The sequence below is a fragment of the Alteromonas sp. OM2203 genome (genome assembly GCF_048517045.1).
Taxonomy (GTDB): Bacteria; Pseudomonadota; Gammaproteobacteria; order Enterobacterales; family Alteromonadaceae; genus Alteromonas; species Alteromonas gracilis.
Genome location: NZ_CP183209.1, coordinates 326,691 through 351,212, shown reverse-complemented (window position 1 = coordinate 351,212; position 24,522 = coordinate 326,691). Strand labels below are relative to the sequence as shown.

The window sequence follows — 24,522 nt, the reverse complement described above, 5'->3', positions numbered from 1 at the left end:
CACGTCCTTATCGCTAATTTTGTCGCTGTGCCAATTCGCACATTACACATCGCAGATCTGTATCGCTTCTTGAAGCGACGCAATTCTCTGGGCCTGTGTCTTCGGTGTGGGTATAAACTCTTGCGCTAAGTAGCCTTTGAAACCTGTTTCGACAATGGCTTTAGCAATGGCCTCATAATTGAGTTCTTGTGAGGCGTTAATTTCGTGACGCCCAGGAACACCCGCCGTGTGGTAGTGACCAAAATACTGGTGGTTGTCCCGAATGGTACGAATGATATCTCCCTCATTAATTTGCATATGGTAGATATCGTAAAGTAGTGAAAAGTGTTTGGAGCCAAGTCGCTTGCAAAGCTCTATTCCCCAAACAGAATTGTCGGCCATGTAATCGGGATGGTCGATTTTACTGTTAAATAGCTCCATGAAAATAACTACGTTACGCTTTTCAGCGTGAGGTAAAATGCGCTTTAACCCTTTAACCGCATTTTCAAGTCCATCTTCTCGTGACATTCCTCGCGCATTGCCGCTGAAGCAAATAAGGTTGGTGTAACCCGCATTGGCAACTAAATCGATGTGCTTTAAATAGCGTGCCTCTAGTTCGTCGTGTAATTCAGTGTGAATAAAGCCATCTTCAAGACTAATTTCAGCGCCGTTGCACATAGAAGAGTCGATACCGTATTGCTTTAGCACAGGCCAGTCTTCAGGGCCCACCAAGTCAATGGCTCCAAAGCCTAGTTGCTTAACGGTCTGGCACAATTCTTCGATACTCAAATCGCCATAGGTCCATCGGCTTACTGAGTGATTCACATTGCCTTTAAGCGGCGTATTTATGGTATTGCCTCCTTTTGTGCCGTTTGTACTTGCTAGAGCAGGCATAGCAGTAGCTAAACCAGCAGCTGCTAACCCGGTTCCGGCAATGCCTGCTCCTGTCATAGCCATACTCTGAAGTAATTTTCTACGGGTAATGTTATGCATCTGCATTCACCTTTTCCTTTCTGAACAGAATGGCGAATAGCACCAAGACAACAGCGGCGAACGAGGCTGGGAATAACCAGACTTGCTGCCAACTATGTGCTCCTGTGTCTAACGCGTAGGTGTCTGTAATTGCGCCAGCAACGGCAAAACCCACCAGCATACCTACGCCATATGTCGCCAAGGTAATTAGCCCTTGCGCTGCACTTTTTACATTCTCGCCCGCCTTTGCATTGGTATAGATTTGCCCTGATACAAAGAAGAAGTCGTAACAAATACCGTGCAGTGCAATGCCGATAATAAGCATAAATAGATTCTCGTCAGCATTCCCAAATGCAAACAGTGCATAGCGAATAACCCACGCCGCCATACCAATGACCAACGTCGCTTTGATGCCAAAACGATTCAAAAATACTGGCAGAGCCAACATAAACAATACTTCGGATACTTGGCCCAGCGTCATTTTCCCTGTTGCATTCTCAACACCTATTTCGGTAAGAAAAGGGTTTGCATTCTGGTAGTAGAACGCCAGCGGTATACAAATAAGTACCGAGGAAAGAAAGAATACAAAGAAGTTTTTGTCTTTGAGCAATGCCAACGCGTCCAAGCCAAGGATATCGCGTATGGTTACCGCTTTACCGCCAGATTGAGGTGGCGTGCTTGGCAGCGTAAAGCTGAACACACCTAAAATTAGCGAGGCAATACTGCACAGTAGGAAGGTGTTTTTAAGCATACCGTCGGCAATAGACTGGGCAGAATCCCATGAAAAGACATAGCTAATCATTAAACCTGCCACAATCCAGCCGATGGTGCCCCACACACGAACCTTTCCAAACTCTTTAGATGGGTCTTGCATTTGACCAAAGGACACTGAATTGACCAAAGCAAGTGTAGGCATGTACGCAATCATGTAGGCCAACACGTAAGGGTAGAAGCTGGCAAAATCATCCGCTTGGTACATACAGTACATAAGCGCAGCGCCAACGATATGCAACAAGCCAAGGATCTTTTCTGCATTAAAGAATCGGTCGGCAATAAGGCCCACTATGAAGGGGGCAATGATGGCGCCCCAACTTTGGGTTGAAAAAGCCATACCGATTTGTCCACCATTGGCAGAGAGCGTATTTGATAAATACGTGCCTAGTGTTACAAACCAGCCTCCCCAAATGAAGAACTGAAGGAACATCATCAAACTCAGGCGTAGGGTTATCATAGTTATTGTTATCCTATTGATGGCGCTTAGCGCTCAAGGCCTAAAATGCGATTATTTTTCGCTTCGCTAACTTCACCACCAGCAAAATCGTCAAACGCATATTTGCTAGGCTCGATAATGTGTGAAGCGATAAACGGTGCGCCTTCAGCTGCACCTTGCGCACTGTCTTTTAAGCAGCATTCCCACTCGAGAACTGCCCAACCTGAGAAGTTGTACTGGGTAAGCTTGCTGAAAATACCTTTGAAATCGACCTGACCGTCGCCAAGGGAACGAAAACGCCCTGCGCGGTCTTGCCAGTCTTGATAACCACCATACACACCGTTTCTACCGTTAGGATTAAACTCGGCGTCTTTAACGTGAAACATTTTGATCCGGCTGTGGTAGCGATCAATGAAATCAAGGTAATCAAGTTGCTGTAAAACAAAATGACTTGGGTCAAAAAGAATATTTGCTCGTGGGTGGTTATCTACCGCTTTTAGAAACTGCTCGAACGATGCACCATCGTGTAAATCTTCCCCGGGGTGAATTTCGTAGCATACGTCAACACCCGCATCGTCAAATGCGTCGAGAATAGGTTTCCAACGCTTAGCCAATTCAGCAAAGCCTCGCTCAACCAAGCCAGCAGGACGCTGTGGCCATGGGTAAACCAAATGCCACATTAATGCACCAGAAAAAGTAGCATGAGCTTTTAACCCCAAGCGCTTACTCGCGATAGCTGCACACTTAAGCTGATTAATTGCCCATTCGGTTCGCTCTTGTGGCTTACCGTGTAAGTGCGCAGGCGCAAAGTTGTCGAATAACTCGTCGTAAGCAGGATGAACCGCCACTAGCTGACCTTGCAAATGGGTAGAAAGCTCAGTGATTTCTACCCCTGCGTCTTTACAAATTTTAGCGATGTTGTCGCAGTAATCTTGGCTCTCAGCTGCTTTTTCTAAATCAAACAGACTAGGATCGGTTGGAACCTGTATTCCCTTGTAGCCGAGCGAGGCTGCCCATCTGGCCATATTTTCAAGCGTATCGAAAGGTGCGTCTTTTCCCATGAACTGAGCAAGAAAGATAGCAGGCCCTTTTATAGGTTGTTGGTTAGTAGCCATAAGCGCTCACCTTTTTCATTGTATGTTTTAATTGCATTACTGCGTTCCTTCCTGACTGACCGACTCCCACTTGGTGTCGCTGTCAGTACTGGCGAGCATGGCATCAATAAACACCATGCCGCGTATGCCTGAATTTATTCCCGGTACGCCCTCGGCTTTACCTTTTTGATTAGCGCGCACTGCTTTCGCAAAATCGGTATACAAGTTTGCCATGGCTTCTAAGTAGCCTTCTGGATGACCGGCTGGAACGCGGCAACGTGCAGATGCCTCGTCACATAGACCAACTTGACCTTGGCCTGCTCTGAACACTTGATAAGGTGCGTTAACAGGGCGATAAATAACAGAGTTTGGCTCCATTTGACGCCACTCTAAGCCACCTTTGTCACCATAGACGCGGATCTTCAATGCGTTTTCTTCACCAGCACAAACCTGTGAGGCAATCAGCACACCCGACGCCCCCTTTTTAGTTTTAATAAGCGCAGCGCCGTCGTCATCTAATCGACGTCCTTCAACATGAGTATTTAGTTCTCCACATAGCGATGTAACACTGTCGTTTAATACAAACTCAACCAACCCAAATGCATGAGTACCGATATCGCCCATTGCGCCTGTTGCCCCAGAAATGGCCGGGTCGGTACGCCACTGCGCTTGTTTGTTGTGCGTTTCTTCTTCACCAGACAGCCAGCCTTGCGGATACTCAACATAGACTTTTCGAATTTTGCCCAGCATACCGCTTTCAACGAGATGGCGAGCTTGCCATACCATAGGGTAGCCAAGGTAGGTGTGGGCTAAGCCGTATAAAGACTCACTAGCGTGAACAACGTTTTGCAGTTCTTTTACTTCAGCAAAGCTAACCCCTGCGGGTTTTTCACAAAACACATGGAAACCCGCTTTAATAGCGGTAATTGAAATAGGTACATGAAGGTGATTAGGCGTTACGATAACCACAACCTGCATGCGCTGCTGATCTGGCAGCTTGGCCTCTTCTTCAAGCATAGTTTGCCAACTGGCGTATGAGCGGGAAGTGGGTATGTGTAATGACGAGGCAGTGCGCAAATTATTTTCCTCATTGCGACTAAATGCACCACATACCAGCTGATAGTTTCCATCTAACATAGCGGCGTGGCGATGCACAGCACCGATGAACGCCCCCTCTCCGCCACCGATCATACCCATTCGAATTGGTTTCATAGCAGATCCTCTGTGCGCAGACGCACGGTTGATGTGAACAATACACAAAAATGTAACCCGTTACATTTTAATGGTCAACCATAAAATCATCATTTCATTAATCTAAAGTTTACATTCAATGTGGAAAGCAAACAGAAATAGACGGTTAACGGGATTACAATACCTATAAACCAACGCTCAAATGCTATTAATATTTACAAATAACATACAAATACCCTTTGACGTTTCTTTTTAAGCGGGTATTCTTTTACAAAATGAAAACGGTTACATATTACTATTCTCTTTTTCAAGACTCATGAATAGTAACTAAAAGCACGGTTTCAGTGAGTTAGGTTTACAATGCGATGAAAGCAGCACTAAAAAACAAAAATACGAATGGCTAATATAAGAGATGTAGCAGATAACGCGGGCGTGTCGGTGGCGACCGTTTCAAGAACATTGCAGCAGCCCGAGCGCGTTTCACCAAAAACGCGTAACAAGGTAATGGCCGCGGTACAAGCGGTTGGGTATAAACCCAATTTAATGGCGGTAAAGTTTCGCTCGGGAAAGACACATAACTTAGTGGTGCTTGTGCCCACTGTTGCTAATGTATTTTTTGCCCGCGTGATAAGCGGCATGCAGGAAGCCGCAGCTGAATTGGGCTATTCCATTTTATTAGCCAATACCCTTGGTAATAGCGACATTGAAAGCCATTACGCCAAGATGGTCAGCACCTCTCAAGCGGACGGTCTTATTCAACTTCGTGCAAACAATCCGCTTGATGTCTCCATGATTAATGATCACGGGTTATTGCCTATGGTTAACGCCTGTGAGGTTATCGACAATGGGCAATATCCCGTTGTGTCGTTAGACAACCGGGCCGCGGCCAGAGCAATGACAGAGCACTTGATCGGTAAAGGGCATAGCCGCATTGCCATGGTCAAAGGGCCGGACTCCAGCCCACTTACGCAAGAACGTTTAGCCGGTTATAAAGATGCATTGGCTAACGCTAATATCGCTTTTGATGAAAAGTTATTATTTCCCGGAGATTTTACCCTGCAGGCAGGTTATAACGCCGGGGTACATATAGCAGCCCTTCATAATAGACCAACAGCGGTTTTCTGTGAAAACGATGAAACGGCTATTGGTGCCATGCAGGCATTCAAGCAAGCCAACTTAAACATACCTAAAGATATTTCCGTTGCTGGATTCGACGACATCGCATTTTCTGCTTTTGTTGACCCACCGCTTACTACCATAGCTCAACCAGCCGAAGAGTTTGGCAGAACAGCGGTTACACTGCTTGTTGATTTACTTAACGGAAAAATTCGCAAGGCGCCGAAGGTTATTATGCCCTTTGAACTAATAGTGCGTGAGAGCACGGGCGAAGCTTCGAGTTAATCGGCTATCACTTAGCACCATCACCTATGTACCACGACAATAAAGGAGTTAGCAGTGAATTTAAGTAAAGAAAACTTAAGTAAAAACGCAATATCGGACGCAGCCAGCAAAATTGGCTCTGCTGTTTCACGACGACAGTTCATCAAACTTTCGTCTGGCTTAATAGCGGCGATGAGCGCTCCTACTGTTTTGGCGCACAATCACAGTGATGAAGAAGGAGGGATGATGAATGGCATGCATAGCAGTGCAGTTGGACTGCAGCTTTATACCCTTAGAGATATTATGAAGGTAAGCGTGCCTGCAACTCTTACGTTGGCCGCCGACGTAGGTTATTCGGAAATGGAGTTTGCGGGCTATTTTGACCACAGCGCCAAAGAAATTAAACAGCTGCTTGATGAAAATGGCCTTACTGCACCGTCGGCTCATATTCAGTTAGACGCGTTCGATACTAACCTGTCACAAATTTTAGATGACGCACAAACCGTCGGTCACAAGTACTTGGTAGTGCCTTGGCTTAGCGAAGCGCAGCGCGGTACGGGCATAGCGCCTTATCAAGCCCTTGCTGATAAACTTAATACCATTGGTGAAGCCTGTAAAAAAGAGGGTATTACCCTTGCCTACCACAACCACGATTTTGAGTTTGAAGTGCGCGACGGCAAGACGCCATTAGATGTGCTTATAACCCAGACCGATCCAAACCTGGTTGCCATGGAGCTTGATTTATACTGGACGGTAAAAGCGGGTAAAAACCCGGTTGATTATTTCAAGCAGTACCCAGGCCGCTTTAAGCTTTGGCATGTAAAAGATATGGCTGAAGACGGCAGCTTTGCAGATGTGGGCACAGGCACCATTAACTTTAAAGAGATATTCGCACACGGCAAACTAGCAGGCATTGAACACAAATTTGTAGAGCGGGACCAAACCACCGACCGCATTGCCACTATCGAGCAAGGTTTTAAAGCAGTAAGCGCACTAAACAAAGGTGTTAGCTAACGCTTTTAACGCTGCCGTGGTTATAATGGGCACACAGTAATAACGTCATAATAGTAGTCATTTTATGAGTGAACTTTTCAGTGCCCTTTCTCGCGCATTAAGCCCCTATTACAATGAAATGAGCATTATGCTTATGGCCACTATTTTAGTGGTGTACGGCGACCTAATTAACGGCCATGTGAAACGCATACTGGCACCTTACCATTTCACCATTCGCGTTAGCTTGTTTGTAGTGCTGTGTGCCTTCGGCTATGGCGCACTAACCTTGTACGGCGCACCTTTTTTAAAACACACCTTAGCCTACTTACCCTGGCAGTACCAAGGTGCAGGCTATGTTGCATCGTTTCTGTTAATTGGCTTTTTGGCGGAAAGGCGTAGGTATTTATAAAGGTTTGTTAGTTGTGAGATTCAAGCTCTAAGCTACAGTTTCGTTGTACTGCTCCACAAATTTCTTTGGCGGTAAGTTCATGACCTTTTTAAACGATGTCGAAAAGTAAGCTGCTGTGCCAAAGCCTACGTCTAAGCAGGTATCTAGAATACTGTTTCCTTCCAACAATAGTGGAATGGACTTCTCGATTCTAAAACGTGACAGGAACTCGCTAAAGTTGTATTCAAACAACTCAGACATTCTTCGATTTAAACTTCGCGCGCTGATAAGTAATTCTGCTGCGGCCTGCTCTCTATTGAATGATTCATCGTGGTAGTTTTTTTCCAGTACCGCGATAAAGTTAAGATAGAACGCCATATCTTTTTCATTATTAAACTCAGGAATTTTCAGGCACCCATATTTGAATACAGGCCGCTCATTTTCTTTGTCTTCGGTTTCATTTACCTTTCTCAGGGCTAGCAAATGTTCGACACGCAGGGTAATTTCTTCGTTAGAAGCGGGCTTCGACAAGAAATAATCTACTTTTTCTTCTAGCGCTAATTTCTCTAGTCCAGTTCCGGTTTCTGCGGTGAGCATTAGAATAGGAATATGAGCGTAGCTATTGTTACTACGAATGGCTTTAGTCAGCGCAAGCCCATTCATTTCATGCATCATTTGATCGGTAATGACTAAATCGACTAAATAGTGCTGCATGACCTCCAGAGCCTGAACCCCGTTCCGTGCGACTAAACATCTATATTTCTTGGAGAATAGGTCAAAAAGATAAGTGCGGAATGCTCTGCTATCGTCAACGATTAAAAGTGATTTCCTATTTGTTTTTGCGTGTGCTGGGGACAAGTCTTCTGCATGTGAATTTACAAACGCTACGTCATCCATGGGGAGTTTTACTGTAACTTTAGTGCCGATGCTTTTTTGACTCTCTAGGGTAATCTCGCCCTAGTTCAATTCCACTAATGACTTAACCATTGCCAAACCAACGCCGCTGCCGTCTTTATCAGTATTTCCTTTTTCAAACCTTTCGAATACCTTTTGATGAAGATGATCGTCAATACCTTCACCATCATCAGTAATGGTAATCTTCAGTTCCTTGCTATCTTGTACGGCAGCAACTTTTATCGTTCCAAGTTCTGGTGTAAATTTAATTGCGTTTTGTACCAAATTAACAAGAATTTTTTCTAAGCTATCGCTAATCAGCGACACCTCCTTCTTCCCCTTAATTCGAACCTCTAAGTTCTGCCTTTTTTGTTTAGCTAAAGGCTCAAGAGATAAAACGACAAATCGAATATTTTCTAGCGAATATAGTTTGTAGTAATCTGCTGCGTTCAACGCTGTAGGGACATCCTGGCTCATTTGGTTAATTAAATGCTCTACTCTCTTCATATTGTCCTGTACACAAATTAATTCCTTGCTTGCTCCTTTAGCTGTATCAGAGACTTTTTCTAAAGAGCCGTTGATGAGTTGGATTGGCGTACGAAGCTCTTGCATAATTTCGTTGATGAAGCGCTCTTTACTACGTAACATTTTTTCGAATTTAGAATGACCATCGGTGATTTCGTACCGAGTAAGATGGGTGTAAAGTGTTGTTGATCGAAAACGGTCCATAAATTTATTAATTAGGCCAACTCTCCATAACCACCAAAAAAGAAATACTAAACACGCATAGATAAGAAAAGCGGTCGAAGAAGCCCAAAATGGTGGTGCTATTTCAAATGAAATTGTCATGCTTTGTATAGCATTTAATGGAGAGGTTGTTCGTAGGTAGAGTTTGTGAGAGCCCGTATCGAGGTCACTTAAGGAAAGATTTAACACCGGTTTATTGTGGGATATCCAATCACCGTCATCTAGATAGAATTCTATTGTTTCCTCTTCCAATTTATCACCATTGATAACAAAGTTAAATGTGGCTCCTTCAAAACTGCTATCAAATTTAAACTCTAAAGATTCTGGAAAATAGGTAACATACTCTACAGAATTCTCAATCCACTTTACATTCGAAAGTACAACTGACGATCGACTATTAGCTGACTTTTGCAAACTATCTATCAATATAGCTTCATCTACTAAGTAGCTATATTTATCCCCCTTCAACAAAATTTTTTCGCGTAGCTGCTTAAAACTTTTATATTCAAAGTCAGTGTCTAAAATACCGAATCGCGTTCCGAGCTTAAAGACCTCCCCACTTTCATGAAGTTTAAGAAAAAGCCCCATGTTTGAAGCGACCCAAAGATTGCGATTTTTACTCATCATAGCGCCACGTATGAATCTGAGCTTCTCATTGCCCAAGATAGGTGATGAACTCACGGAGCCTGAGCTTTTATCAATCACTTTTAATCCGGCCCCAGAAGTGCATACCAAGTAGCTATCGTCGAGCTCAATCAGACATTGAAGCCCAAACCAGCTTCCTTCACTGGCTGTAATTGTTCGCCAATTAAATTTAGACAGTTGAAAATGCACGTTGTCATATTCATCGAAAGCAGCGAGCTCACCTCCGGAGAGCAATGTACTTTGCAAAACGCCTCGTGGTGCTTGAATAATGTCTTGGATTTTGTTCTCTTTGACATAAAAGTAACTGGCCTTTTTTCCATCGTCGAAATAGAAGTAAAACGCGTCTTTGTCTACATCAATAAAATGAGAGTATCCACTGCTACAAACTGCATCATAGTCTTTGTTTATTAGTTTCGTAAAAAGCGTTTCTTGCCAAGAGGTGCAGAGAGAATCGTTTGTTGACGATAGCTGATCAACTAGTAGCTCCCCAGTGCTTTCATTTAATTTAAATACTCCTTTTTCCGTCCGCACCAACGTCTCAGAACCTCGAACAGATGATGTATGAATGTTATTCCTTAAAACGACATCCTCGATTGACAATAAATTCGTTGCTAACATTGTCTCAGGTAAAGATATCAATCCCAGTTGCGATGATGCGACAAGGAGAGAGCCACTGGGTCCGTTAGCGAGTTTAGTGACCGTCCTTATAGACTCAGATGTGAGAATAGGATTCATAAACAATGGCTTTGATAGCTCATCGTCCGTCAGTGATAAGAGACGCCCGTCAGAAACCCAGATCTCACCACTGTCCGCTTTAAATACATCGTGGACATATGTACCGTTAATTCCCTCAAGCGGGACGAAAAGCTTGTTATCGCCAACGATGTATAATCCTTCAGGTCCTCCAATATAGAGCTTGCTATCTATTTCCTTAATAAACGTTCCACTAGTTATAAGAGGCAGATGCTCGCTAAATTTATACAATTCAACCTCCGAAAAATCTTCGGATGCCTTCACATAGCCTTTGCCTGCTGCAATATAAATGCGCTCTTTTGTTGCATGAAGTGAGTAAGCACTATTTAAGTTAAAGAAGTTTAGATGCGCACTAAGTTTCGCAACATTTTTAGTTCGCTTTTCAACAGAGATGACATCATCGATCACGGAAAAGTAAAAATGTGTTGCGGTATCCTTGATAGCCCAAACAGATTTAGACCACTCTTCTTCAAAAAGAAAAGGTTTCGCGACTCTGCTCTTAAGGTCAACTTTGAAAATCCCAACACCGTACTCGACAATCCACAGGTCAGATCCTACCAAATGGATATCTGAGATAATGCCAGTAGCACTACTAAAAGTATTAAATTCTAGTTTGTACGATTCACTACCAACTACTTCGAATACTCCATTTTCCGAAGCGACGTATAAAATATCACCTCGTATTTCAAGATCTCGTATGGTGCCCGCAGGAACGCCAGCGAAAGAGTTAACACCTTCGAGATTAATGCCAATTGCATGGCTCAATTTTGAAAAAAGGAGGAAGTAAAACAGAACTATTGAGACACACACATTTAATTTATAACGCTTTTGGAAACGCGTCTCAGCAAGCATACCTTACATCCCTGTTCAATCATTAATGTGGTTAAGCTCGTCGAGCTTAAATCTTTAAATAAGAAGGAACTAACATGAATACCGAACAAAAAAAGAACATTCAAGTACTCACAGAGGAAGAGTATACTAAAGTATATGGTGGAACTTATATTTTAGCTTTAGAGGATTTATACACCATTCTTCCAATTGGTCCTATAAAACCAAAGAAACCAGAAATAGATAGATAACGCTAAACCAAAAACCACTTCATCCCAGCATTCTCGGCGGCTTGCTGGTCATAAATAAAGTCGCCTACATACAGGCAGTCTTCAGGTTGAAGCTGCCATGTATTCGCTACCATTAATAATGCGGTTGGGTCTGGTTTGGCTGGGGCATCTTCACGGGTAAGTACATAATCGATAGGAATGTTGTTGTTGGCTACTTTAATTGCGGTGGCTTGGCGGCAGTTTCGGGTAACTATTGCCATGGGCAAATTATGGGCCTGCACTTTTTCTACCATGGCTTTACCAATGGGTAACCACTTGGCGTTTTGCGCATCGTCTAGTTCGTGCTGCAAAATTGCATTGTGGGCATTAGCTTTTGTTTCATTACACGCAATAGCATCTACATAGGTCAAAATATCTTGGTCTTGCGGGCAACCAACATCTATACGCATCTTTGTGAAATCTAGGCTCGACTCTACCAAAGTACCGTCTAAATCAAATATTACGCCTTTAATACCTTTTAAATTCAGTTGTTTAATGTTCACGCCTTTTTGCCCTTTCACTTCACTTTATACCAGCACTACCCCAATACCATCTAAGGCGCAGGTTACCACTACAGCTTTTTAACCACATAATTTAAATGATGACATTATTACGCCCAACATTCTGTTACGTTTATTTAAAGCACTGAAGTTATCGCTAAAAATCACACCGTGATTTAAGTTTACCCAAATTGCACCTTGCATTAGCATAGCCGCACTTTTTAGTACGTTTGCTCTTATTCAAGCTTTTTTCAAAGGTAATTTATGGGTGTTTTTGCTGCGCTAGGTACAGCGCTTTGTTGGGCCATTGCTGCGCGTTTATTCCGAGGTACCGGTAACGCGTTTTCGCCACTTACCATGAATTTTTGGAAGGGGCTTATTTCTATTGCCATTTTGGCAGTAGTTTTAGTAGTGGTTCAGCCAACAGGGATTAGTACTCATGCTATTTTGTGGTTATTGCTTAGCGGGCTTATTGGTATAGGTATTGGCGACACCTGCTTTTTTAAAGCTTTACAGAGCATTGGCGATAGCCAAGCGGTACTGGTTGCTGAAACGCTGGCACCGCTTTTCACTGCGCTTTTTGCGATGGCTTTTATTGGGGAATGGATTACCTGGCAGCAGTGGGTTGGCGTTGCGGTGGTTCTATTTTCTGTTGATATGGTTATTAAAGCGCGCAAACGCAGCACTACTCATGTGTTTGCTACCAGCGGTTACTTATACGGGGTTGGCGCAGCACTGTGCCAAGCCGTTGGCGCGGTAGTCAGCCGCGACATTTTAAGCGCTGGCGAAATTGATGCCGCCAGCGCCGCATTTTTGCGCCTAGTGGGCGGAATGGTGTTTGTAGTGCCGCTTATAGCCTTTACAAAAACCCGCTATATGCCTGTTATCGACTATCAAAGTGTCAATGGGAAACGTATTTGGCCCGCTTTTGTTTTAGCCACCCTACTAGGCACTACTGCGGCTATTTATTTACAAATGTTTGCGTTTGCATACGCTAAAGCGGCCGTGGTTCAAACCCTTATCGCTACTAGCGCACTTATGTCTTTGGGCGTAGCCTGGATATTGGGTGAACGCGCTACTAAAGCCACTATTGCGTGGTCTGCCGTTGCCCTAGTAGGCGTCGCTATATTGGTAAGCTTTGGCTCGCCAGCACATTAATAAATTGAAAAAACAACCAAATTCTATCTACTGTTTTTACTTAAACCGTATATAGGTTAGGATATCAACAGCCATTACTATTAATGTGCAAAACCATTAATTTTCCGCCGAATAAAGAATGTAGATAAGAAGAAAGATTTATTCTCATGGCTCAAAAACTGTTTTTAACTGTAATTTCGTTTGCGGGCTTCTTGCTTGCCTCTTTTACTTCGTTGGCAAACGAAGGCGTTGATGCTGTTATTGAAAAAGTACGCTCACCTTCTTACGACTGCCCAAGCCAATCCTTACTTTCTGAACTCGAAGATGCGCTTGCTCTTGAGTCTATTTCAAAACAGCAGCACTTCGCGTTGACCGTTGCAAAAGGGCAATTTTTAATTTGTCGCGGCAAGTATGAAGAAGCAGAAAGCCTCTTGCTCAAGGCTATTATGCAAAATGATATCGACCGAGGTTCATACTCATTTGCTTCAGCTATTTATCAAATTGGCTTTTCTTATGACGCTAGGGAAAACCCCGCTCGATGCAAGTATTACCAACAAGCACAGGCGCTGTCATCACCAGAGCGTCACAGCGACATATACACAAGTTCTTCACTAGGGCTTATAAACTACTGCTCTGATTCAACAGAGCCGGGCATTCGGCTAGGCAAAATGTTTGGTGTTCTCAAACGCTATTCTGATAACGGAAGTCCGGGGGAGCTTGCGCATATACATAATGCGATTGGTTTACTTTACGGCAGCTTAGAACAACACGCTTTGGCTGCAGAGCAGTATTTAAAAGCGCATGAAATGGGGCTTCAAGTTTACAAAGGCAGTAATAAAGTAAGCATTATAATTAGTGCAATTGTGTCATTGATAAGTAGTGGGCAAACTGAAAGGGCTTATCAAAGCATTCTAGAACTGGGTACCCTTAATAGCGAAATAGACACCCCACTGACTAACTTTTTGTACCAGTACGCATTGTCTATCTATCACAGGAAAACCAAAGACTACAGTAGCTTGGCGTATACACTTCCCGAACTAGAAAAGGCTACAGCGAACATATCAAGCTCGCTTGGAGAGATGCTAGTTGCCTGGCATAAAGCCGAACTCTGTTTACACGAGAATGATCTAAATTGTATTGAAGAATATTTAGCAGAGGTTGAGTCTACTAACACTGCTGCTGTACCTCGCGTGTTTCAATCCAACCTAGATTACTTAAGCTTTAATGTTGCCATGTATATGGCGTTAGACAACATGGAGCGCGCAAAGGCGGCTCTTGAGCTTTACTCCAAAGAAGTCACAAAACGACGTGAACTCACACAAGATTCGGCACTCATTATTGGCGCAGCCAATTTGTACACCCGCATTTATGATTTAGAATCTGCAATTGAACAAGCGGAGCAGCGTCGCAAAAATACTTTATACACGGCCGTTATCATTTTCTTATTACTAGGCAGTATTACCGGCTATGTGTTACGAAGAAAGCACTTGGCCCGCAAAGCTATAGACCCTGTAACGCAACTACTCAATGCAAATTCGGCCATTGCTCGCATTAATAAACTCGATGCGCCGAAAAAGGGCAGAGCAATAGCTATCGCTATTTTCGACATAAGTAATTTGCGCGATATAACTCGTAAAATGGGCTCAACCCAGAGTGACAAAGTACTGAGGCAAATCGCACAAACCCTTCAAAACGTAACTCGCGGTAACGATATTTTAGGGCGATTTGGTACTGAGCAGTTCATTCTATGCCTTCACAATATTGAAGAGCGAAGTGCAAGGCAGTTCTTCGACCGCGTACAGAATGCGCTAGACAATACCTTTGAAAATGAAGCGTCTACCGACCATGTTGTGGTTGAGTCCCAAATGAGCGTATTCATTGCTAACGAAAAGATTACAGGGCTAAACGACATACTTGATGATATTGCCATGTCGATTGATATGGGTAACCGTACAGACAATAGATAGGCATTGTTATCCTACTTAATACAGCAAGCCAGCCACAATATTGTAGTGCTGGCTTCTTATATTTCTTGCTGCTTATTCTTACAATTTTCTTCCTAAAGCAAATTTACAGTACTACCAGTAACTACAGCAATGGAGTATTAGAACGAAACCAATTCTGCTCCAAACTGGTATAACTAAATACAAATTTAGACAAAACTCTATATTCATTGCCGATGGCAAAAGGAAAACATATCGTGATACCAAGGGTCATTTTCTTCGACATTAATGAAACACTGTTAGACATGCAGGCCATTAAAACTGGCTTAGCGGCGGTATTAGATGGCGATGAGACTCTAGTAGACTTGTGGTTCGCTAATTTGTTACACCACAGCTTGGTGGATACCATGTCAGCGCAGTTTCACGACTTCATTGATATCGGGGCAGCAGCACTGACAATGGTTGCGCACGGAAAAGGGATCGCGCTTGATAAAGCGAAGGCGAAAGACACTATCAAACAGCATATCACTCAGCTGCCCGCGCACGACGATGTGATTCCCACATTAAAGGCGCTTCAAAGTGCGGGCGTAACCTTGGTGGCGCTTTCAAACTCCTCAAAAGCAGGGCTTGATGCACAGCTTGAATATGCCAATATTCGGACTTACTTTTCCCACGTGTTAAGTGTGGAGAGCGTTCGTACCTATAAGCCCCATGCAGCGGTTTACCACTGGGCCTGTCAACAGGCTGAGGTAAAGAACGAGAACGCTATGATGGTAGCTGCACACGGATGGGATGTCAGTGGCGCTAAAGCGACAGGTATGCAAACTACATTTGTTAAGCGTGCGGGTAAAATGATGTACCCGCTAGGGCTTATGCCCGATCACACTGTTGCATCGCTTAACGAGTTAATCAGTATAGTGACAAAATAGAAGAAGAGGCAGAATGGATTTTGCCATTTTGACGCGGAAGTGTTTTTTATATTGATAAACGCTGTAATTAGGGTTGCTAATTCGGTTTAATTTTTCCGAGTGTTCAAACAAAAAAAGCCTTACCAAGGTAAGACTTTTTCTTTGCTAAACACAAGAATCTTAAAGTTTTGCTAGCTCTGCGTTGTTAGCTTTAAAGCCTTTTGTACTGCAAGACGTTCGTTTAGTTTCTAATGCGTTGAGCTGACGCTTAAGCCATGATTTCTGAATGCCAGACTTTGCTACATCCATCTCTGTACTAACGCGCGTGATTTCTTTGCCAACGTTAACGCATTCCTTTTTGTTCGGTTCAAAGCCACCATTGGCTAGTACAGAAGAAGAAAACATTAAGGCCGATATTGCTAAAAGCGTTTGCTGTTTCATAAGAGTCCCCAACTACTCGTTATAATCCCGGGTTTAAGTCATACCGTAAGAAGGAGCATATATTTGCTCTCGAATCTGTAAGAAATATAGCAGGCCTTTTATTCTTGTTAGGTACTTCAAAACATACGCTGTAATAAATCAGCGTTTACTTTGTCACCATCGTAAGTATCAACCATTTGTCTTTTATAGTTTTATTATGACAATTCGTTAAAGAGCCAACCTACTTACGTATCAATTCTTATCATTCTACGCACTTAATAAAAAGCCTATCCATAGTATCGGCCACAGCAACAGCATTCTGTAGCAGCATCACTTTTAATTAAGCGGTGTTATTAAATCACCTTAGCTTTTTTGGGACAAGGGAAGTGATAACATTTTCTTCACAGATAACCGTTCAACGGTTCTTACATAAGTGCAGACTCGCCCTCATCACAGACGGCTACCGGCATCGAGTTTCTCTACCGCATTCATGACAACGCTGCCCATATCTTCAAGGCTAACTACACTTTTTGCAGCGCCCTTTTCAATTGCTACTTTCGGCATTCCAAATACAATACAACTTGCTTCATCTTGGCAGAAGGTTTCACTACCCGCATTACGCAACTCAAGCAATCCCATTGCGCCGTCGCTACCCATTCCTGTTAGCAGTACACCTATGGCATTACTGCCTGCGCTTCTGCACAGCGAGGTAAATAACACGTCGACAGAAGGTTTATGTCCGGACACACGCGGCCCATCAGAAAGCCTAATTCTGTAGTCCGCACCGCTTCTCTCGATTTCCATATGCTTATCACCGGGCGCTAGATAGGCCTGCCCTGGCAATAATCGCTCACCGCCTTTTGCTTCTTTAACCTGCATTTGGCATACAGCGTCTAGCCGTTTGGCAAACGTTGACGTGTATCCAGCAGGCATATGCTGAGTAATCACAGTAGCTGGCGCATTCGCTGGAAAAGTGCTTAATACTTCTTTAATGGCCTCTGTGCCGCCCGTAGACGCGCCAATTGCTATGACTTTCTCTGTTCCTGAGTAACTAACAGTCTTGACGGCAGCAGATTTAGTAGGGTTACGTTTTTTAACTTTAGAGCGGGCTGCTGTACGAATTTTTTCTACTATCATTTCATGATAATCAGCCATGCCCTGAGCTACGCCAATTTTAGGCTTTGCCACGAAGTCAATAGCGCCAAGTTCAAGAGAGCGGAGGGTGGCATCCGCTCCCTTTTCAGTAAGCGTTGAAATCATCACAACGGGCGTGGGTTTAGCGTTCATCAGTACTTCTAAAAACCGTAGCCCGTCTACTTTTGGCATTTCAATATCAAGGGTTATAACATCGGGCGCTTTTTCGAGTACCAGCTTTTTAGCAACAAACGCATCGGGTGCTGCGCCTACAAGTGTCATGTCAGGTTCACTTTTAATTATTTCACTAAGGATCTGCCTGATCAGAGCTGAATCATCCACCACCAATACTTTAATTGTCATTTTAAATCCTCAAACAAATCTACGTCACCGCTTGCATCTTGGTTATTGAGTTCCCAGCGATGCTGGCTTTCTCGCTCAATAATTGTTGCATTATTAAGCTCATGGATACGTTTCATGAACACATTGCCGTTGGTAGGGAAAAAATAAATTTTGCGGGCGTAGGTGTCACAAAGGTCGCTCGCGATGATTGGAATTTTTTCAGTGTTCAAAAATTGTGTAACAAACTCTGCGTTAAACCTGCCCACATCACTTTGTACAAAAGACGGGACGACCCTTCCCCCTCCAAATACCTTTGCTTTCAACCTCTTTTTGGAGGCACCTACTTTTATCAGTTCGTTAATAAGCACCTCCATTGCATGCACGCCATACTTCGCTGCCATTCCCTGCACTTTTTCGAACTCTCCCGCTGTTTTATTCACATTAGGAAGCATGAAATGATTCATTCCCCCCACACCGGTTACTGGGTCGAACATGCAGGCTGCTACGCAAGAGCCGAGAACCGTGACCAGCATTTTATCTTGAGACGTAACAAAATATTGACCAGGTAACAGCTTGATGGCGTCAACTGAAAAACGCTTATCATAGTAGCTAATAGGTACTTCAAAATTACAGGGCTCCACGTAATCTCCTAACCGGCCGGGCGATAAATAGTCTTCCCTACCGGCCTAACAAGATTAGTATGCATATTGAAGTTTTCAGAGTGCCCCGCCATATAAAGCCCTGTAGGCTTGAGCATATCTACCATCCTTTTCAACACATTCAATTGCGTCGGTTTGTCGAAATAAATCATCACATTTCGACAAAAAATGATATCCAGTGGCGCTTTTACGTCCCAACTTTGGTCGGTAAGATTAAGCTTTTTAAACTGCACCATTTGGCGCAGCTCATCGACTACCTTAACCTTTCCCTCGTTCGCACCTTTTCCTTTATGGAAAAATTGCTTTTGACGCTCAATAGGGATTTTGGAAATTGAAGCTAACGGATAAACCCCGGCTTTCGCCTTTGCCAATACCTTACTATCTATGTCTGAGGCGATTATTTTGACTGGCGTTTTAAAACTACCAAACGCCTCAGCAACCACCATCGCAATAGAGTAGGGTTCCTCACCCGTTGAGCTAGCAGCACACCAAATATTGGTAACGTTTGAATGCTGAGCCAAATAGTCGGCTAACGCTGTAAAATGATGAGGCTCGCGAAAGAACGAGGTCAGGTTAGTCGTAAGCGCATTAATGAACTGTTCCAACTCTGCTTCAGACCTGCCAACAACTGCAAGGTAGTCGTTAAAGCTCTTCAGGTTCAGCGCTCTTATACGCCTTGCCAAGCGGCTATACACCATTGCTTCTTTCGCGTCGGATAAATTAATTCCCGCCTTTTTAAACAGCATTTGCTGAACTTTTTTGAAGTCCGCTTTTTCAAAAGCGAACTCCCTTGTTCCACTGCGTTCTTGTACTTCTGCCATCATTAAAATGACTCCCACTCCGCTTCAACAGGCATAGCTGGCTTCAAGGCTTGAGCCCTTGGTGCGTGGCTAACTGAAGACGGCATTCTGTGCTGACGGAATTGCCCTTGCGGTAAGGCAGCGATCTGCTGCTGTTCAGCAGTCAGTCCTCTTCCTACATTAAACACTGAAACACGTTCATTCAGCTGAGAAGACTGTTGTCTTAAACTGTCTGCCGCCGCTGCAGCCTCTTCTACCAACGCCGCATTTTGTTGTGTCATTTCATCCATTTGGACAACCGCACGGCTTACTTCTTCAATGCCACATGCTTGCTCTGCAGAAGCCGCTGCAATTTCAGACATGATGTCGTTTACACGTTTGATGGACGTCACAACTTCTGCCATGGTTTCGCCAGATTTCACGACTAGTTGGTTACCACTTGCTATCTTACCTACCGAGCCGGATATGAGCTCTTTGATATCTTTCGCAGCCTCAGCTGAACGCTGTGCTAAATTGCGTACTTCTGACGCTACTACAGCAAATCCGCGGCCTTGCTCGCCCGCTCGAGCAGCTTCTACGGCTGCGTTTAGCGCAAGAATATTCGTTTGGAAAGCAATGCCATCGATGACGCCTATGATGTCTGAAATCTCTTGGGCAGATTCATTGATTTGAGTCATGGTCTCGACCACTTCTCCAATCACCTCTCCGCCTTGAGATGCAATTTTACTTGCTTGGGCTGCTAGACTATTTGCTTGATCTGCATTTTCAGCATTGAGTTTAACCGTACCGGTAAGTTCTTCCATGCTTGATGCGGTCTCTTCAAGGCTCGAAGCTTGTTGCTCAGTTCGACTAGAAAGGTCCGCATTACCGGTAGCAATTTCACCCGACGCTACGTTAATAGTCTCTACCGCTTCGTTGATATTGGTAATCGTGCCGCGCAATTCATTAATGAACTGATTAATGGCTTCACCAAGGACAGCAAAATCACCTTCTAGCGCGTGATCGATATTTACTGTCAGGTCGCCCTCTGTCAGCTTGGTCATTACGTGCTTGATCTCATCTACCGCTTGGGTTCTACCCGTAATATCTGAGGCAAATTTAACTACTCTGAAGGGCTTGCCGTTGTGATCAAGTATTGGGTTATACGAGGCCTGAATAAAAATTTCTTTCCCGTTTTTACCTAGCCTACGATACTCGCCCGAAGAATAAGAACCATTACGCAACCCTTCCCAGAATGCAGCATATTCTGGGCTCGCTCGGTAAGAAGGGTCTACGAACATGCTGTGATGCTTACCCTTTATCTCTTCTAGCGTATAGCCCAAGGTGTTTAGGAAGTTTTCATTGGCATCTTGGATAACACCGTCCATATTGAATTCGATAACGGCTTGTGATTTACCAATGGCAGCGAGTTGCCCCTCAAAATAAGCATTTTTTACTTTTTGTTCAGTAATATTGCTTGCGTATTTGACAACCTTTACAACATTTCCACTCATGTCGAGTATGGGATTGTAGGTGGCTTGGATCCAAACGTCCGTGCCGTCTCTTGCGACGCGATGAAACTCGCCAGAATAGAATTGTCCTTCAGCCAGTTGCTTCCAAAAGATTTTATACCGGTCTGACTCTCGCTCTTGCTTTGTAACGAAAATGCGGTGATGTTTTCCTTGGATTTCATCTAAACCATATCCAACCGTAGCTAGAAAATTATCGTTAGCAGTGAGAATATTGCCATGCACATCAAACTCAATCACCGCCTGAGATTTACTAATGGCGTCTATTTGCCCTGTATTAAAGGCGTTTCTAAGCTTTTGTTCGGTAACATCTGACGCATACTTAACAACCTTAAGGGGCTGACCGAATTCATCGAATATTGGATTGTAAGAGGCTTGGATCCAAAGCTCGCTGCCATCTTTTTTCACTCGTTTGAATTCACCAGATTTGAACTCTCCTTTTTTCAAATCTCGCCAGAAAGCTGCATATTCGGGGCTCATTTTATAATTTGGCTCTACAAACATGCTGTGGTGCTGCCCTTTTATTTCGCTCAGGTCATATCCGGTTGCTGCACAAAAGTTTTCGTTAGCATTTTGTATCTCGCCATCTAAGTTAAATTCTATAACCGCAAGCGATTTGCCAATGGCATTAATTTGACCTTCGTAATCCGCATTTTTTCTTTTCTGGTCGGTAACATCGGTAGCAAATTTTACTACACGAATTATATTACCGAGCTTGTCGTATATAGGGTTGTAAGAGGCTTGAATCCAGATCTTATCGCCGTTTTTAGCAACACGGCAATATTCACCGCTGTTACGTTCGCCATTTCTAAGGCCTTCCCAAAACTTGCTGTATTCTAAAGAAACGCCGTAATCGGGTAACACGAACAATCTGTGATGTTGACCAACGATGTCATCTTTTGAATAGCCAGTAACTTTTAGAAAATTTTCGTTGGCGTCTTCAACTATGCCATCTGGCGTAAACGATATGACCGCTTGGCACCGGTCAAGCCCATCTAATACGCCCGTTTTGTATTGAAGCTCCTGGTCATTTAGCCACTCAACCATGGTGCCAATTTTTGTACCCTCTGCACTTTTGATCACGGTCAGCTTTAACGTAAACAGCAAATCGCCGATGGGAACTAAGAAGGAATCTTTGCTATTACAGCTGTCATAACGATTGGCGAGTTCATTATTGTTGGTAAAAAAGTTCGCCATAGGCATGCCATAAAGACTGTGGTGGTCAACATTTGGTAACGCTGATTTAAACTTCTGCTGATGTTCTTGTATCAGTGCCAATAGTGCTTTGTTTGCAAAAGTGATTAAGCCTTCAGCGTCGACTAGCATCAAACAGGCCGAACTCTCACTTAGTGCTTGCTCTTGGAAACGAGAAAGGCTTTGTGCTGCTTCCAACTCTTCGTTGTGAAATATTTTAAATACACCCATTGTGTTACCACCTCATCAATAGCGACCCGTTTACGACTCGCTTAAAACGTATAAAAAAGCGAGTTTTTTTCAAAACTCGCCTTTCCCTCTTCGTTAGAACGATTCCCACTCATCGCTGCTAGGGACCTTTGGCGCAAGCTTTTTAGCGCTATTTAGCTTGGTCACTGGCGCTATTTTTTTCTCGTTACTTATTGCAAAAGATTTTGCAGGCTGCATTTCGCGTGAGTCTGCTCTGTCACCTATATTGAACGTTGAAACCCGTTCAGATAAGTTACCAGCCTGCTGCTGTAAGCTTTCAGCCGCTGCCGCCGCCTCTTCAACCAGTGCAGCATTCTGCTGTGTCATCTCGTCCATCTGCACGACCGCTTTGCTCACTTCTTCTATTCCACAGGCCTGTTCAGCACTTGCTGCGGCTATTTCAGACATGATGTCGTTTACTCGCTTGATGGATGTAACCACTTCTTCCATGGTGTCGCCGGACTGGTTAACTAACTTATTACCGCCATCGATTTTATTAACCGAGTCTGAAATGAGTTGTTTTATTTCTTTCGCAGCCTCAGCAGAACGCTGCGCCAAATTGCGTACCTCAGAGGCTACAACGGCGAAGCCACGGCCTTGCTCCCCTGCTCTGGCTGCCTCAACGGCCGCATTGAGTGCCAGGATATTGGTTTGAAAGGCAATTCCATCTATCACACCTATAATGTCTGAAATTTCTTGGGCAGACTCATTGATAGAAGACATGGTATCGACCACTTGGCGAATTAACTCTCCGCCTCGGCTTGCAATCTCACAGCTTTGAGATGCTAGGCTGTTCGCTTGCTCTGCATTTTCGGCGTTGAGTTTTACCGTACCGGTCAATTCTTCCATACTGGAAGCGGTCTCTTCTAAACTCGAAGCCTGCTGCTCGGTGCGGCTGGAGAGGTCGGAATTGCCGGTAGCAATTTCAGACGCCGCGGTGTTAATGGTTTCTACTGCCTGGTAGATTGAACCTATTGTGCCCGACATTTCAGTCACGAATTGATTAATAGCGTCTCCTAATATTTGGAATTCGCCTTCAAACTGCTCATCGAGCACAGCTGTGAGATCGCCCTGTGACAAACGTGTCATTACGTCGCTAATTGACCCGATTATGCGACGCATATCGTCTATAAAGCGATTGATAGACGCGCCCAACTCCTTGAACTCTCCCTCAAACTCATGATCAATACGGCAATCAAGATTCCCTTCAACCAACTCGCTCATAGCGTGTTTAATGTCTTTAATCGCTTGTTTTGTACCCGTAATATCAATAGCGTACTTCACCACACGATATGGCCTACCGTTTTGGTCTAAAATAGGGTTGTAAGACGCTTGGATCCAAACCTCTTTGCCACCTTTGCCAACACGCTTAAACTCGTCAGAAAATTGCGCACCTTGGCGTAGTTGTTCCCAAAATTGTGAATACTCAACGCTGCGCTTATAGTCATCTTCAACAAAGATGCTGTGATGTTTACCAACTATTTCTTCAAGGCTATAGCCCACCGTATTAGTGAAGTTCTCATTAGCATTTAAAATCTTGCCATCCAAATCGAATTCAATTACCGCTTGCGCCTTATTTATTGCTTCAATTTGCCCTTCAAAATAGGCGTTTTTAAGCTTTGATGCGGTTATGTCAGTCGCAAATTTAACAATGCGAATAACTTTTCCATCGCCGTCAAATACTGGGTTATACGTTGCCTGAATCCATACCTCTTTGCCCATCTTGTCGAAGCGACAAAACTCTCCGCTTTGACCTTTACCCGCTTTTAGATCGCGCCAGAACTGACCATACTCCTCTGACCGAACGTAATCAGGGTCACAAAACATTTTATGATGGTTTCCCACAATTTCGTTCAGGCTGTAACCCAAGGCGTTAAGAAAGTTATCGTTGGCGTGCTGAATGACACCTTCAGCGTTAAACTCTATGACAGCTTGGGCATTGTTCAACACTTCTAACATCGTGCTTTTAATGAGGAGTTCAGACTGGTCAACCCACTCAACCATAGTGCCAATGTTTTCTCGATTTTCGTTGAAAAATGGGGTCAGAGTAAGTTTAAAGTTCAGGTCGCCAACGCTAATTGTAGAAGTCATTGTTGACTTTAATTCGGCTAAAATGCCGCGCTGATGTGAAGGGTTTCGATGAAACTGATCGATGTTTTGTCCTTCTAAGTTATCCGCCGAAAAACTTGGCAAGACAGCTTGAAGCTTTCTTTCGTTCTCTTTTAATAGCGTCTTCACCGATTGGTTAGCATAGATAATGTTCCTATCGGCATCCGCCATCATAATGCAGCAGGTTGTGGCATCTAACGCTTGCTTGTTGCGCAATGCTTGTTCAACGTCAGTTGCTTTAGTAAATTCTTCTAGCCACGTCATAATGCCCATTTT

General features: G+C 43.9%; 20 protein-coding genes. 7 read left to right on the top strand and 13 right to left on the bottom strand.

What is annotated here, in order from left to right; all coding sequences use genetic code 11:
- Positions 1-42: 42 nt before the first annotated feature.
- The 4 genes from ACM0P2_RS01540 to ACM0P2_RS01525 are packed head-to-tail and all read right to left on the bottom strand — an operon-like array spanning position 43 to position 4,467.
- Positions 43-972: a hydroxypyruvate isomerase family protein gene (locus tag ACM0P2_RS01540; protein ID WP_173361160.1), complete on the bottom strand. Its 930-nt coding sequence runs from the start codon at positions 970-972 to the stop codon at positions 43-45.
- Positions 965-2,182, bottom strand: a complete 1,218-nt coding sequence (locus ACM0P2_RS01535) for a nucleoside permease (RefSeq protein WP_173361154.1) — start codon at positions 2,180-2,182, stop codon at positions 965-967. The genes ACM0P2_RS01540 and ACM0P2_RS01535 overlap by 8 nt, the downstream gene beginning before the upstream one ends.
- 26 nt (positions 2,183-2,208) lie before the next feature.
- Entirely contained in the window at positions 2,209-3,276 is a 1,068-nt protein-coding gene (locus ACM0P2_RS01530; RefSeq protein ID WP_173361153.1) for a sugar phosphate isomerase/epimerase family protein, read from the bottom strand.
- A gap of 36 nt (positions 3,277-3,312) precedes the next feature.
- Positions 3,313-4,467, bottom strand: a complete 1,155-nt coding sequence (locus ACM0P2_RS01525) for a Gfo/Idh/MocA family protein (RefSeq protein WP_173361152.1) — start codon at positions 4,465-4,467, stop codon at positions 3,313-3,315.
- Positions 4,468-4,842: 375 nt separating this feature from the next.
- Here ACM0P2_RS01525 and ACM0P2_RS01520 point away from each other — a divergent pair, with 375 nt between their 5' ends.
- The 3 genes from ACM0P2_RS01520 to ACM0P2_RS01510 all read left to right on the top strand — a co-directional run bounded on the left by ACM0P2_RS01520 (position 4,843) and on the right by ACM0P2_RS01510 (position 7,228).
- Positions 4,843-5,847: a LacI family DNA-binding transcriptional regulator gene (locus tag ACM0P2_RS01520; protein ID WP_173361151.1), complete on the top strand. Its 1,005-nt coding sequence runs from the start codon at positions 4,843-4,845 to the stop codon at positions 5,845-5,847.
- A 54-nt stretch (positions 5,848-5,901) separates the two neighbouring features.
- Positions 5,902-6,840 (top strand): sugar phosphate isomerase/epimerase family protein, encoded by a 939-nt coding sequence (locus ACM0P2_RS01515; protein ID WP_173361150.1) that lies wholly within the window; start codon positions 5,902-5,904, stop codon positions 6,838-6,840.
- Positions 6,841-6,904: 64 nt separating this feature from the next.
- Positions 6,905-7,228, top strand: a complete 324-nt coding sequence (locus ACM0P2_RS01510) for a DUF3392 family protein (RefSeq protein ID WP_419227186.1) — start codon at positions 6,905-6,907, stop codon at positions 7,226-7,228.
- A gap of 27 nt (positions 7,229-7,255) precedes the next feature.
- On the opposite strand, the gene ACM0P2_RS01505 is transcribed toward ACM0P2_RS01510, so the two are convergent.
- Positions 7,256-8,104, bottom strand: coding sequence for a response regulator (locus ACM0P2_RS01505; protein WP_419227185.1), 849 nt, complete (start codon positions 8,102-8,104; stop codon positions 7,256-7,258).
- A 60-nt stretch (positions 8,105-8,164) separates the two neighbouring features.
- On the bottom strand, positions 8,165-11,098 hold the full coding sequence (locus ACM0P2_RS01500) for a sensor histidine kinase (RefSeq protein ID WP_419227184.1): 2,934 nt from the start codon (positions 11,096-11,098) through the stop codon (positions 8,165-8,167).
- Between the two features lie 74 nt (positions 11,099-11,172).
- Here ACM0P2_RS01500 and ACM0P2_RS01495 point away from each other — a divergent pair, with 74 nt between their 5' ends.
- The gene (locus ACM0P2_RS01495; RefSeq protein ID WP_390606730.1) at positions 11,173-11,325 is read left to right on the top strand and encodes a hypothetical protein; all 153 of its coding nucleotides are present in this window, start codon (positions 11,173-11,175) and stop codon (positions 11,323-11,325) included.
- Between the two features lie 2 nt (positions 11,326-11,327).
- Here the strand turns inward: ACM0P2_RS01495 and ACM0P2_RS01490 are convergent, their stop codons facing one another.
- The gene (locus ACM0P2_RS01490; protein ID WP_419227183.1) at positions 11,328-11,846 is read right to left on the bottom strand and encodes an HAD family hydrolase; all 519 of its coding nucleotides are present in this window, start codon (positions 11,844-11,846) and stop codon (positions 11,328-11,330) included.
- 261 nt (positions 11,847-12,107) lie between these two features.
- Between ACM0P2_RS01490 and ACM0P2_RS01485 the strand changes: the two genes are divergently transcribed.
- The 3 genes from ACM0P2_RS01485 to ACM0P2_RS01475 all read left to right on the top strand — a co-directional run bounded on the left by ACM0P2_RS01485 (position 12,108) and on the right by ACM0P2_RS01475 (position 15,852).
- Positions 12,108-13,001, top strand: a complete 894-nt coding sequence (locus ACM0P2_RS01485; RefSeq protein WP_173361146.1) for a DMT family transporter — start codon at positions 12,108-12,110, stop codon at positions 12,999-13,001.
- Positions 13,002-13,147: 146 nt separating this feature from the next.
- The gene (locus ACM0P2_RS01480; protein ID WP_173361145.1) at positions 13,148-14,947 is read left to right on the top strand and encodes a GGDEF domain-containing protein; all 1,800 of its coding nucleotides are present in this window, start codon (positions 13,148-13,150) and stop codon (positions 14,945-14,947) included.
- Between the two features lie 233 nt (positions 14,948-15,180).
- Positions 15,181-15,852 carry a haloacid dehalogenase type II gene (locus ACM0P2_RS01475; protein ID WP_173361144.1) on the top strand — a complete coding sequence of 224 codons (672 nt, stop codon included), beginning with the start codon at positions 15,181-15,183 and terminating at the stop codon, positions 15,850-15,852.
- Between the two features lie 159 nt (positions 15,853-16,011).
- On the opposite strand, the gene ACM0P2_RS01470 is transcribed toward ACM0P2_RS01475, so the two are convergent.
- The 6 genes from ACM0P2_RS01470 to ACM0P2_RS01445 form a co-directional block, all read right to left on the bottom strand.
- Positions 16,012-16,272, bottom strand: a complete 261-nt coding sequence (locus tag ACM0P2_RS01470; RefSeq protein WP_173361143.1) for a hypothetical protein — start codon at positions 16,270-16,272, stop codon at positions 16,012-16,014.
- Between the two features lie 429 nt (positions 16,273-16,701).
- Entirely contained in the window at positions 16,702-17,748 is a 1,047-nt protein-coding gene (locus ACM0P2_RS01465) for a protein-glutamate methylesterase/protein-glutamine glutaminase (RefSeq protein ID WP_173361142.1), read from the bottom strand.
- The gene (cheD, locus tag ACM0P2_RS01460) at positions 17,745-18,368 is read right to left on the bottom strand and encodes a chemoreceptor glutamine deamidase CheD (RefSeq protein ID WP_173361141.1); all 624 of its coding nucleotides are present in this window, start codon (positions 18,366-18,368) and stop codon (positions 17,745-17,747) included. Before cheD ends, ACM0P2_RS01465 begins: the two co-directional genes overlap by 4 nt.
- Positions 18,369-18,376: 8 nt before the next feature.
- Complete coding sequence (locus ACM0P2_RS01455; protein ID WP_105930024.1) at positions 18,377-19,207, bottom strand: CheR family methyltransferase; 831 nt, start codon at positions 19,205-19,207, stop codon at positions 18,377-18,379.
- A 2-nt stretch (positions 19,208-19,209) separates the two neighbouring features.
- Positions 19,210-22,119: a methyl-accepting chemotaxis protein gene (locus ACM0P2_RS01450; protein ID WP_173361140.1), complete on the bottom strand. Its 2,910-nt coding sequence runs from the start codon at positions 22,117-22,119 to the stop codon at positions 19,210-19,212.
- Positions 22,120-22,212: 93 nt separating this feature from the next.
- Entirely contained in the window at positions 22,213-24,519 is a 2,307-nt protein-coding gene (locus ACM0P2_RS01445; protein WP_419227182.1) for a methyl-accepting chemotaxis protein, read from the bottom strand.
- Between the last annotated feature and the right edge of the window lie 3 nt (positions 24,520-24,522).